Annotated in this window: 9 protein-coding genes; 5 read left to right on the top strand and 4 right to left on the bottom strand. The window is 57.3% G+C overall.

Going from position 1 to position 11,914, the window contains the following annotated elements:
* The first annotated feature begins 15 nt into the window (after positions 1 to 15).
* The 3 genes from HFD95_RS11105 to HFD95_RS11095 are packed head-to-tail and all read left to right on the top strand — an operon-like array spanning position 16 to position 1,675.
* Positions 16 to 360, top strand: coding sequence for a helix-turn-helix transcriptional regulator (locus HFD95_RS11105; protein WP_167430234.1), 345 nt, complete (start codon positions 16 to 18; stop codon positions 358 to 360).
* On the top strand, positions 345 to 656 hold the full coding sequence (locus tag HFD95_RS11100) for a HipA N-terminal domain-containing protein (RefSeq protein WP_010670935.1): 312 nt from the start codon (positions 345 to 347) through the stop codon (positions 654 to 656). Before HFD95_RS11105 ends, HFD95_RS11100 begins: the two co-directional genes overlap by 16 nt.
* Positions 653 to 1,675: a type II toxin-antitoxin system HipA family toxin gene (locus HFD95_RS11095; RefSeq protein WP_167430233.1), complete on the top strand. Its 1,023-nt coding sequence runs from the start codon at positions 653 to 655 to the stop codon at positions 1,673 to 1,675. Before HFD95_RS11100 ends, HFD95_RS11095 begins: the two co-directional genes overlap by 4 nt.
* 125 nt (positions 1,676 to 1,800) lie before the next feature.
* Here HFD95_RS11095 and katG read toward each other — a convergent pair whose 3' ends face one another.
* The 4 genes from katG to HFD95_RS11075 all read right to left on the bottom strand — a co-directional run bounded on the left by katG (position 1,801) and on the right by HFD95_RS11075 (position 9,844).
* A complete protein-coding gene (gene katG / locus HFD95_RS11090) occupies positions 1,801 to 4,020 on the bottom strand; it encodes a catalase/peroxidase HPI (RefSeq protein ID WP_243208628.1) in 2,220 nt (739 codons plus the stop codon).
* A 187-nt stretch (positions 4,021 to 4,207) separates the two neighbouring features.
* A complete protein-coding gene (locus HFD95_RS11085; protein WP_167430232.1) occupies positions 4,208 to 7,303 on the bottom strand; it encodes an efflux RND transporter permease subunit in 3,096 nt (1,031 codons plus the stop codon).
* Positions 7,300 to 8,397, bottom strand: coding sequence for an efflux RND transporter periplasmic adaptor subunit (locus tag HFD95_RS11080; protein ID WP_033758337.1), 1,098 nt, complete (start codon positions 8,395 to 8,397; stop codon positions 7,300 to 7,302). The genes HFD95_RS11085 and HFD95_RS11080 overlap by 4 nt, the downstream gene beginning before the upstream one ends.
* A 424-nt stretch (positions 8,398 to 8,821) precedes the next feature.
* Positions 8,822 to 9,844, bottom strand: a complete 1,023-nt coding sequence (locus HFD95_RS11075) for an LLM class flavin-dependent oxidoreductase (protein WP_010247994.1) — start codon at positions 9,842 to 9,844, stop codon at positions 8,822 to 8,824.
* A gap of 208 nt (positions 9,845 to 10,052) precedes the next feature.
* On the opposite strand from HFD95_RS11075, the gene HFD95_RS11070 reads away from it, so the two are divergent.
* Together HFD95_RS11070 and HFD95_RS11065 are read left to right on the top strand one after the other, a co-directional pair.
* Complete coding sequence (locus HFD95_RS11070; protein WP_010670941.1) at positions 10,053 to 11,015, top strand: fatty acid desaturase; 963 nt, start codon at positions 10,053 to 10,055, stop codon at positions 11,013 to 11,015.
* Positions 11,008 to 11,781, top strand: a complete 774-nt coding sequence (locus HFD95_RS11065; protein WP_167430231.1) for a phosphate/phosphite/phosphonate ABC transporter substrate-binding protein — start codon at positions 11,008 to 11,010, stop codon at positions 11,779 to 11,781. Before HFD95_RS11070 ends, HFD95_RS11065 begins: the two co-directional genes overlap by 8 nt.
* Positions 11,782 to 11,914 lie beyond the last annotated feature (133 nt).

Here is an 11,914-nt window from a genome sequence, read left to right as displayed (position 1 = left end):
CAGAAAAGGTCAAAAATGAACCTTGATGAGATTAAATCTTCGCTGCTAAGCCTTTCTGAGTCAGATCGGCAAAAGGTATTGGCGGGGTTAGCTTTGAGTAGAGAAGTCACAACAGAAGCAATAAATGCGGACGAACCGGACACCCGATCGGAGCTGAGTGATCTGACGTTTCCGACACTGCCACAACTACTGGCCAATGAACTCAAACAACAAAACATCACCTATGAAGAGATGGCGATTCAGATTGGTGTATCACTCTCAACATTTAAACGACTGATTGCTAAACCATCTTCTGCAAAGGCAATAAATCTTCACGCCTTGCTTAAAGAACTGGGTATAAAAGTATGGCTCGAAAAATAGAGGTGTGGCTTTACAACACGCTGGCAGGAACGCTGAGTGAAGGGCAAAACGGTTATACTTTCTGCTACCTGCCCACTTATGCTGGTTGTGCGATATCTCTCAGCATGCCGGTAAGACCTGAGCCCTATTTAAGTGAAGAGCTACATCCCTTCTTTAAAGGTTTAGCGCCGGAAGGCTGGTTGCGAAAACGCTATTCTGAAATTCAAAAAATTGATGATAAAGATCTGTTCGGCTTACTGATGGAAAATGGTAACGATTTGCTTGGGGCTGTCGTCTTTAAAGAGATAACATCATGAATTCAGAACGCTGCCTGATCACATTAAAACGGCTTAAAGAATCTGAGCTAAAAACCGGCTACTCAACAAAAGGCATCCGGCATCTGCTGGGTAGTCTGAATGTGGCTCTTAGCCTGCCGTTTACGCGCAGTCAGTTTATTCAGGAACTCCCTGAACGTCAGAAAGGCATGAGCATTTCAGGCTATCAACCCAAACTGTCGCTTCGCCTGGCAAAGGGAGAACTGGTGGTCGTCAGCAATGATGGCACCTATATCCTGAAACCCTCTCCGGAAGAATACCCACACCTGGCAGAAAACGAGCATGCCACTATGTGCGTTATGCAGCGTCTGAAATTTGACGTACCCCCGTTCGGGCTGATGCCATTCAGACACGATGAAAATCGGCCAGACGAACTGGCGTTTGTCATTAAAAGGTATGACCGGACAGCGTCAGATAACGCGAGATTACATCAGGAACAGCTGGATGGCGCGATGGGTCTCGGCGATAAATATGGCAGGATTGATAATCATAAAGCCATCAGTTACGAGAAAGCCGCTAAATTCCTGAATACCAGAGTGAACAGCAGTTTAAAGAGTAAACGTGACCTCTTTTTGCGCATCGTGTATGCCTATGTGCTGGGAAACAATGATTTTCATCTGCGCAATATCGGGATTATCCTGCCTCCGCAGGGTTCACCCTGGCTGGCCCCGGTTTATGACTTTATCAGCGTTGTGCCCTACCCTGCAGCGTTTGGAGAGTATTTAGCTTTGCCCCTGCTGGAACGTGAAGAAAATGATGCAGGAAACGCACCGGGGATGAATTCAGAGTACGGAGAATATCTGGGTGCAGACTTTATCCTGCTTGCCCAGGGTATAGATATTAATCCGACACTGGCACGAAAATGGCTTTCCGAGGTGGTGAGTCATAATCAGCTTATTATCGATACTTATAATGAAAGTCATATGCCTGAATCACAGCGGGAAGCCGTACTTGACTACGTGGCCCGAAGAATCACGTTACTGGCAGTGACCGAAATTTAAATGATGCCATTAACCTGTTGTACCTGGGTTGTAAAAAGATAGTTAAGCGGTCGAATAACCCACCTGCTCTCATAAAAAAACCCGCTAATATCAGCGGGTTTCAGATTTTACAACGTCAACAGCAATCAGAGTTCAAACCGATCCAGATTCATCACTTTGGTCCAGGCGGCAACAAAGTCTTTGACGAATTTTTCACGGGCGTCGCTGCTGGCGTAGACTTCCGCCGAGGCGCGTAGCACCGCATTGGAGCCAAACACCAGATCGGCGCGCGTGGCGGTGAAACGGGTTTCGCCAGTGACGCGATCCCGTCCAATAAATTTCTCATTGGTCGAATCGGCGGCTTTCCACTCGGTGCGCATATCCAGCAGATTCACGAAGAAGTCTGTGTTCAGCGTCCCTGTGTGGTGCGTGAAGATGCCGTGCTGACTGCCATCAAAGTTAGCACCCAGCGCACGCATTCCGCCAACCAGCACCGTTAACTCCGGCACGGTCAGGGTCAGCTGCTGCGCTTTATCGATCAGCAGATTTTCGGTGGTGGTTTTGCCGAAGCCAGAACCGTAGTTACGGAAACCATCTGCACGCGGTTTCAGCAGATCGAATGACTCGATATCAGTCTGATCCTGACGCGCATCAACACGGCCCGGAGTAAATGGCACGTCAATTTCAACGCCAGCTGCTTTCGCCGCCTGCTCAACGCCGACCACACCCGCCAGCACAATCACATCTGCCAGTGAAGCCTTGTGCGCTTCACGCTGCACCGCTTCCAGCGTCGGCAGCACGCGTGCCGCGACGGCATTGACGTCCCACTCACGCTGCGGCAGCAACGCCAGGCGGGCACCGTTGGCACCACCACGTTTGTCGCCGCCACGGAAGGTTGATGCCGATGCCCAGGCAACCGAAACCAGCTCGCTGACGCTGAGGCCGGTTGCAGCGATTTTCTCTTTCAGCTGCGCGATATCCGCCACGGTTGGATGATAAGCCGGTGCAGGCAGCGGATCCTGCCAGATCAGATCTTCCTGCGGGACTTCAGGTCCGATGTAGCGCGCTTTTGGCCCCATATCACGGTGAGTCAGTTTAAACCAGGCACGGGCAAAGGCTTCGTTGAACGCCTGCGGATCGTTGTGGAAACGACGCGAAATCTTTTCAAACTCCGGGTCAAATCGCAGCGTCAGATCGGTCACCAGCATGGTCGGCTTGTGTTTCTTCGCGGCGTCAAACGCATCCGGGATAATATCCGGCGCATCAGCTGCCACGAACTGGATGGCACCGGCCGGGCTGCGCGTCTGAACCCACTCATATTTGAACAGGTTCTCGAAGAAGTAGTTACTCCACTGGGTTGGCGTCTGAGACCAGATTACTTCCAGACCGGAGGTAATCGCATCTGCGCCAACGCCCGTGCCGTGGCTGTTGACCCAGCCCAGGCCCTGCGCCTCAATCGGTGCAGTTTCCGGATCGACACCGACGTGGCTGGCCGGTGCGGCACCGTGGGTTTTACCCAGCGTATGTCCACCAGCAATCAATGCCACGATCTCTTCGTCGTTCATGCCCATGTTGCCGAAAGTGGCGCGAATAGCCGGGGCCGCAGAGGCAGGATCGCCGCTGTGTTCCGGACCTTCCGGGTTCACGTAGATCAGACCCATTTCGGTAGCGCCCAGTGGCGACTGCGCCAGGGATTCCGGGTGACGGTGTTCCAGCCAGGCGGCTTCTTCACCCCAGTTCACATCCATATCCGGTTCCCAGACATCTTCACGTCCGGCACCAAAGCCAAAGGTACGGAATCCGGAGTTTTCCAGCGCGACGTTGCCCGCCAGAATGTAGAGGTCGGCCCAGGAGATTTTCTGACCATATTTCTGTTTAACCGGCCACAGTAAGCGGCGCGCTTTATCCAGACTGACGTTGTCTGGCCAGGAGTTTAGGGGTGCGAAGCGTTGCTGACCACGACCTGAACCACCGCGTCCGTCCACGGAGCGATAGGTTCCGGCGCTGTGCCAGGCCATACGAATAAACAGGCCGATGTAGCTGCCCCAGTCAGCGGGCCACCAGGCTTGTGACTCGGTGAGCAACCCTTTGATGTCAGCTTTCAGCGCTGAGTAATCTAATTTGGCAAATTCTTTACGGTAATCGAAGGATTCATCAAGCGGGTTCGAACGGGATGAGTGCTGGTTCAGCAGGTCAACCCGGAGTTGATTAGGCCACCAGTCGCGGTTAGTTGTTCCGCCGCCCGGCGCCTGATTTTCCTGAGAAGGCTTACCAGCATGAAAAGGACATTTGCCCTCGGGCGCTTCGCGATCGGCTTCGACAATAGGCTTTGCATCTTTTGCATCTTCATCAATGGAATTGCTCATGGTCACACCTCTTTTTTGTATTTTCATCGCTACTCTATAGAGGATTTTCAGGATCGCACACCTGTCTCATCCTATCTGTTTGATAGCTTTTACCTTTTTATACACCTTCTTCAAAAGCTTAAAACAATGAATTGATGGTTCCCGCCAGGCTGTAAAGAGCAGCGAAGCGGCAACCGTCACCCTGAGACTATTCCGACAGCGCCGGTTTCACAACTGCCGTTTTGCTGCCCGGCAGGCGGATGCGGAACCAGATGGCGTACATTGCGGGCAGGAAAACCAGCGTGATCAGGGTGCCGCCCAGCGTACCACCAATCAGGGTATAGGCCAGCGTTCCCCAGAACACCGAGTGGGTCAGTGGAATAAACGCCAGAATCGCCGCCATTGCCGTCAGCAGCACCGGACGGGCACGCTGCACTGTCGCTTCGACCACTGCATCAAAGGGTGCCAGACCCTCCTGTTCATTGTGGTGAATCTGCCCTATCAGAATCAGCGTGTTACGCATCAGGATGCCCGACAGGGCAATCAGCCCGACCAGTGCATTAATACCAAACGGCTGACTGAACAGCAGCAGCGTCGGCACGACGCCAATCAGCCCGAGGGGCGCAGTCAGAAAGACCATGATCATCGCCGACAGAGAACGCACCTGCAGAATGATGATCAGCAGAGTGATCGCAATCATGATCGGGAACAGCGGGACCATCGCCTGGGTCGCTTTACCGGACTCCTCTATTGAACCGGCCAGTTCAATGCGGTAGCCCGCGGGCAGCGTCGCGATGATCGGTTGCAAGGCTTTGTTCAGCGCCGTCGAGACGTCAGGCGGCTCCAGGGAATCGGCGATATCACCCCGAACGGTGATGGTCGGCGTGCGGTCGCGCCGCCGCAGCACGGGATCTTCCATTTTCACCTGCACATCACCAATCTGCGATAAGGGAATACGCTGACCCGCGGCGCCCACCAGCGTGAAATCGGCGATTTTAGCCGGATCGAGGCGGGCCTCTCCGGCCGCACGCCCCACCACCTGGACCGCGCGGATATCTTCCCGCACGGTAGTGACAGGCACACCCGACAGCAGAAACTGTAATTGCCGGGCGACGTCACTGGATGTCAGCCCCACTGCCTGCAGCCGGTTCTGATCCAGTGAGAAATGCAGCGTCGGCACGGGGGCGCCCCAGTCGGTGTTCACCGTCCTCATCATCGGGCTGGCCCGCAGGACCGCTTCCACCCGATCGGCAATCGCGCGCAGATGGGCCGGATCAGGCCCCATCACCCGCCACGCCACCGGATAAGGAGAGTATGGGCCAAACACCAGCTGCGTTACACGAACCTGCGCTTCAGGCACCAGACCACTGGCAATGGCGGCGCGTAGCTGCGCTTTCAGTGCCTCACGCGCGTCCTGACTGTCGGTCAGTACCACCAGCTTAGCAAAGGCCGGATCGGGCAGTTCCGGTGCCATCGCCAGATAAAAACGCGGTGGCCCCTGACCAATATAGGTGGTGATGATTTTGGCCTGCTGCTGCTGTTTAAGCCATGTCTCAACCTTTTCAGCCGCTGCGCGGGTCTGTTCTATGGCGCTGCCGTAGGGGAGCTGAACTTCAACCAGCACTTCAGGCCGGTCTGAGGTCGGGAAAAACTGTTTTTTCACCAGCGCCATACCGAGCACAGCGGCGATAAACAGGGCAATCACCACGCCTGCCACCCAGCCTTTACGGGCAATCACGCGGGTCAGCAGGCGGCGAAAGCGGTTGTAGTGGCGGGTGTTGTAGATCGCTGCGTGGCCGCTTTCTACCGTTTTGATGGCTGGCAGCAGCTTTACGCCAAGATAAGGGGTGAACACCACCGCGACGATCCAGGAGGCGATCAACGCGATGCCGACTATCCAGAACATATTGCTGGTGTACTCGCCCGCCGTGGACTGCGCAAACCCATTGGGCATAAACCCGACGGCCGTAACCAGGGTGCCTGCCAGCATTGGTGCCGCCGTATGACTCCAGGCATAGGCAGAAGCCTTGATGCGGTCGTAGCCCTCCTCCATTTTCACTACCATCATCTCAATGGCGATAATGGCGTCGTCCACCAGCAGGCCCAGCGCCAGAATCAGCGAACCCAGCGTGATGCGGTCAAAGTTTTTGCCGGAAGCCTCCATCACCACAAATACCACCGCCAGGGTGAGCGGCACCGCAGCCGCGACCACTACCCCGACACGCCAGCCCATGCTGACAAAGCAGACCACCATCACCACCAGCAACGCCACGACGAACTTAACCATAAATTCATCAACCGCCGAGCGGATATTGACGGACTGATCGGTGACCTGAGTCAGTGAGAGCCCCAGCGGCATCGCCTGGTTAATGCGGGCGGTTTCAGCCGCCAGTGCCTTGCCGAGTTCCAGACCGTTCCAGCCTTCACGCATTACGATACCCAGCAGCAGCGCCGGTTCGCCCTGATTGCGCACCATAAAGGTGGCGGGATCTTCGTAACCCCGGGTCACCGTAGCCACGTCCGCCAGCTTCAGGCTTCTCCCCTGCGCCACAATCGGCGTCTCACGGATTTTTTCCAGTTTATCGAACGCGCCATCCAGCCGTATAAAGACCTGCGGCCCCTGCGTATCAATCGATCCCGCTGGCGTCAGGACATTCTGATCGTTCAGCGCAGCAAAAATTGCCTGCGGGGTGATGCCGAGTGTCGCCAGTCGATCGTGTGAAAACGACACATAGATGCGTTCACTCTGCTCACCGATGATATTGACCTTTTTCACGCCAGGCAGATGCAGCAGTCGCTGACGCAGTGATTCCGCTTCACGAACCAGCAGGCGCTGCGGCTCCCCTTTTGCCTTCAGCGCCAGCAGTGCAAAGGTCACGTCGGAGAACTCGTCGTTGATCATCGGCCCGATGACCCCGGCAGGCAGATTTCTGCTCTCATCACCCAGCTTCTTACGCGCCTGGTAAAACTCCTCCTGAACCTGGGAAGGCGGCGTTTTGTCCTGCAGGGATAACATAGTGAAAGCCAGACCGGGGCGCGTGTACGTCTCGCTACGGTCATACCACCTCAGCTCCTGCAGACGCTTTTCCAGCGGCTCGGCCACCTGATCCTGCATCTCCTGAGCCGTCGCACCTGGCCAGGCGGAGATCATCGTCATCTGTTTTACGGTGAACGGTGGATCTTCTGCCCGTCCCAGTTCGAAAAAGGACAAGACGCCCGCCACGGTAATCAGGATGATCAGAAAAAGCGTAATGGCGCGCTCGCGCACGGCCAGCGCTGACAGATTAAAGCGTCCCTGGCTCATGGCTGGCTCCCGGCAACGGCAGCGTCATCGGGGCGCACGCGCTCCCCCTGCTGCAACAGATGCGCGCCCAGCGCCACTATCTGATCGCCAGCATTAAGCTGACCCGTGACGGTGGCCGCCTCGTCACTTATCGACACCACCGTCACCGGCCGCCAGGCAACGGTAGCGGGCTGGCCGGTAATATCCCAGACGCCTGGCCCTTTACCGGCATCGTAGATCGCCGCCAGCGGAACCTGCAGCAGCGGTTGCGACGGTTTATTCGGCAGCGTGATTGTGACGGTGGCTCCCAGCGGTGCGCTGGCCAGTGCGCCCTCCAGCACATATCTCGCCTCAAAGGTGCGCGTCATCGGATCGGCCACATCAGCCAGTTGACGCAGCCGGGCGGAAACCGGCGCACTGTCCGCACCATACAGCGTTGCCTTTGCCTCACTTCCCACTGCCGGGCGCAGGGTCTCTGGCAACTGAACACTTGCCTCGCGCTGTCCGGCTCTGGCCAGTCTGATGACGGCCTCACCGGCACTCACAACCTGACCCGGCTCCGCCAGCGTTGCCATCACCACGCCATCGTCATCAGCCAGGAGCAGCGCATATCCGCTGGCGTTACCTGCCACGCTGGCCTGCGCCTGGGCGGCTTTCAGCTCAGCCTGAGCGGTGGCCGCAGCGGCCCGAATCTGGTCGTATGCCGACGCAGAAACTGCCCCGGTTGCCACCAGAGTGCGGTAACGCGCCTGATCGGCGCTGGCCTGTCTGACGCGTGCCTGCGCGGCGGCAACGGCCTGCTGCTGAGCCTGGGCCTGCAGCCGGAGATCTGCCGGGTCGAGCCGCATCAGCGGCTGACCGCGCTTCACCCGCTGGCCGCTGTCCACCAGCCGTTCGAGGATTTTTCCTGAGACCCGAAAGCCGAGGTCGCTCTGAACCCGGGCAACCACGACGCCACTAAACGCACGGCTGCCATCGGTGGCGCTGATGACCTTTGTGACCCTGACCAGCGGCGGCTGCGTGCGCGGATCGTCTTTGGGTGAATTATCCCGGCAACCCGCCAGCGCCAGTGGCAGCAGACAAACAACCAGAATGGCAGGATTGAACCTGAGCATAGATTACCTTCAACAGTAAGCAGGAGAGTGCCGCCATTCTCTTATCATGTGACCAATACTGTCAATAGTCACAAATTGCGTAAAGGCATTGTCCGTTCATACAGGTTATGAAAACACGTTAAACCAGGGAAATGCGTTGATGAAGGGTACAGACCCACCCTGAGCAGAGGAAACATCCCATTCAGCAACAAGTGACGAAATAAATCATAAGTCACAAAATCTGCATATTCCGTACACTGGAAACAGAGTGTCGAAAAGGCTCTGTCAGGGCCTGGAATGGCTCGTCAGAGAGAAGTTCAGAGAGGATAAAGCAGAAAAAGCGGGGAGTGATGACGCGCGTTCACAGCAGAATCACCGCAGGCGCTTTGTCATCTGCGCCTGCGGTGGATCTCACAGCGCCCTGCTCTTCAGGGCGCTCTGTCACTTAACGCCAGCCGAGTTCCGGGGCGACATACTTCAGGATCGCCTCAATCACATGGGCGTTGTAGGCGACACCAAGCTGGTTTGGCACGGTGAGCAGCAGGGTGTCGGCTTCGGCAATCGCCTCATCCTGCGCAAGCTGCTTAATTAACGCCTCTGGCTCTGCGGCATAGCTGCGGCCAAAGATAGCGCGGGTTTTCTCATCGAGAAAGCCCACGGAATCCTGGTCGTTACCGCTGCGGCCAAAGTACGCGCGGTCCATATCATTCACCAGCGCAAAGATGCTGCGACTGACCGAGACGCGTGGCGCATGCTGATGCCCCGCTGCTTTCCAGGCCTCACGGTAGGCGCGGATCTGTTTAGCCTGCTGAATGTGGAACGGCTCGCCGGTTTCATCATCTTTCAGGGTTGAACTTTGCAGGTTCATGCCCATTTTTGCCGCCCATTCTGCGGTGGCGTTGGAGCCGGATCCCCACCAGATGCGGTCGCGCAGACCTTCAGAGAGCGGCTCAGGACGCAGCAGGCCAGGCGGATTCGGGAACATGGGCTGTGGATTTGGCTTAGCAAAACCTTCGCCGCGCAGCACCTCCAGAAACTCTTCGGTGTGACGACGGCCCATATCCGCATCGCTTTCTCCCGCTTTCGGTTCAAAGCCGAAGTAACGCCAGCCATCGATAACCTGCTCAGGTGAACCGCGGCTCAGACCCAGTTGCAGACGACCATTGGAGATCAGGTCTGCCGCGCTGGCGTCTTCCACCATGTAGAGCGGGTTTTCGTAGCGCATGTCGATGACACCGGTGCCGATCTCAATCGTTTTAGTACGCGCTGCAACGGCAGCCAGCAGCGGAAACGGCGAGCTGAGCTGGCGGGCAAAATGGTGGACGCGGAAGTAAGCGCCATCTGCGCCCAGCTCTTCGGCGGCGACCGCTAAGTCGATCGATTGCAGTAACACATCCTGCGCGGTGCGGGTGGCGGACTGCGACGAGGGCGTCCAGTGACCAAAGGATAAGAAGCCAATATTTTTCATCTGTATTTCTCCTGACAGGCGTTAAACGCCCGTGGATGCAAGGCGATTTCTGATAGAGAAAGGTTACGCCCCCGGAGCCGCCACTGATAGTCAATATCTTTCAGCGCCATATTCAGGAATTTCGACATAGCTAAGCAGATTATCCACTTTGCCTTTGCCCGCCCTTTCTTTCACTGTTCAGATTCCCGCTTCCGCTGTCAGGTGAATCATGCACACCGGTTATCTCTCTCTACAGCAGCGCGCCTGGCTTAAAGCGCGCGCACGCAGCTGGCTCTGGCGCAGCGAACTGCCGACCTGGCTGCTAATCGGTGTGATCTATGGCGGCTGGTTTGCGGTGATGCTGAACGCGCAGACGCTGGGACGGCTGCCCGCCACCCTGCTGCTGATCGTCTTCACTGGCTGGTATATGTCGCTCCAGCATGAGCTGATTCACGGGCATCCCACACGCTGGCCGCGGGTGAATCAGCTATTTGGCACCCTGCCGCTGGCGGTCTGGTATCCCTACGGACTCTATCGCGATTCTCATCTGGCCCATCATCGCAATCACACCCTGACTGAGCCGGATGAGGATCCGGAAACCTACTACCTCTCCGCTGCTCGCTGGGCGAAGTTACCGCGCTGGCAGCAGCAGCTGATTCATCTGCGTAACACTTTTTTGGGACGGTTGCTGCTCGGCCCGCTGCTGGATGTAGCGGCGACCTTCGGCGGGATGTGGCAGGCACTACGCCGTGGCGATCGATCCGCGATAGCGATGTGGCTGCTGCACGGGGCGCTGCTGGCACTACTGTTTTTCTGGATGGCGCGGCAGGGATTTTCGCCGCTGTGGTATCTGCTGACGGTGAGTTATCCGGCGCTGGCGCTGACCAAAGTGCGATCTTTCTATGAGCATCGTGCGGCGGACGATCCGCTGGCACGGTCGGTGAATAATGAAGCGGCGTGGCCGTGGCGCATGCTATTCCTGAATCTGAACTACCATTCAGTGCATCACGACCTCCCCGGCGTCCCCTGGTATGGCCTGCGTCGCCTCTATCTGCGCGACCGCGAGCATTACTACCAGCGCAATCATGGCTTTCGCGTGGCGGGTTATCGGGTCTGGCTGCGTCAGTTCTGGGTCAGACCGGTCGGGGTCAATGTCCATCCGGGACGATCAGCGGAGAAAACGCATGAATAACCTGCTCGCCTTGCCGATGTATGCGATTCACCCGCCCGCCACACGAGCACTGATGCAGGCAGTGGTTACCCTGCTGACGCAGCACGGCATCGCTACGCAGCCGGTCTGGCCTGAGGACCTGCTGACACACTGGCAGGATAACCGGTTGTTGCTGAGCCAGACCTGCGGCTATCCGCTGGTCAGCCAGCTTCCTGCGGTTCAGCTGGTCGGCACCTTTCACTATCAGGCCCCAGGCTGCACCGGCCGTGACTATCGCAGCTGGCTGGTGGCGCGGGACAAACAGGCGGCGCTGGCCGATTTTAACGGCCAGCGGGCCGTAGCTAACAGCCAGGACTCTCACTCCGGTTATAACGCGCTACGGTTTGTGGCATCGCTTCAGGGCGTGAGATTTTCGCAGCTACTGCTGAGCGGCGGGCATCGTCAGTCGCTGGCAGCACTGCGTGATTCACAGGCGGATATCGCGGCTATCGACTGCGTCAGCTGGGCGCTGCTGGCGCGCTATGAGCCGGATGCGCTGCGCGGCCTGCATATCATCGGTGAGACGCCAGCCGCACCCGGATTGCCGTTGATCACGGCAGCCCCGACGTCAGTGGACCGGCTGGAGAGACTCCGCACGGCACTGCATCAGCTGGTGAACGATCCCGCCTGGCGCACCGTCTGCGACGACAATTTGATCGGCGGATTCAGCCCGATGCAGCGAGACGATTATCAGGGCGTGCTGGCGTGGGAACAGCAGGCTGCCGCGCTGGGCGTCACCCGGCTGTAACACCCCCCTCTGTTTCGCCCTGCTGACCGGGCAGGGAAAATCTGATTTCTCTGCATCCTCCCCTCCCTGCCAGTGCTTTCCCGGCCTCTCATTTCATGCTCCCCGATGCGCTCTGACCCAGGCTAAGACTGGT

Source organism: Pantoea sp. EKM10T, from assembly GCF_011800685.1.
GTDB lineage: Bacteria > Pseudomonadota > Gammaproteobacteria > Enterobacterales > Enterobacteriaceae > Pantoea > Pantoea agglomerans.
The sequence above is the reverse complement of the archived record's forward strand: the minus strand, read 5'-3'. Positions and strand labels throughout refer to the sequence as shown.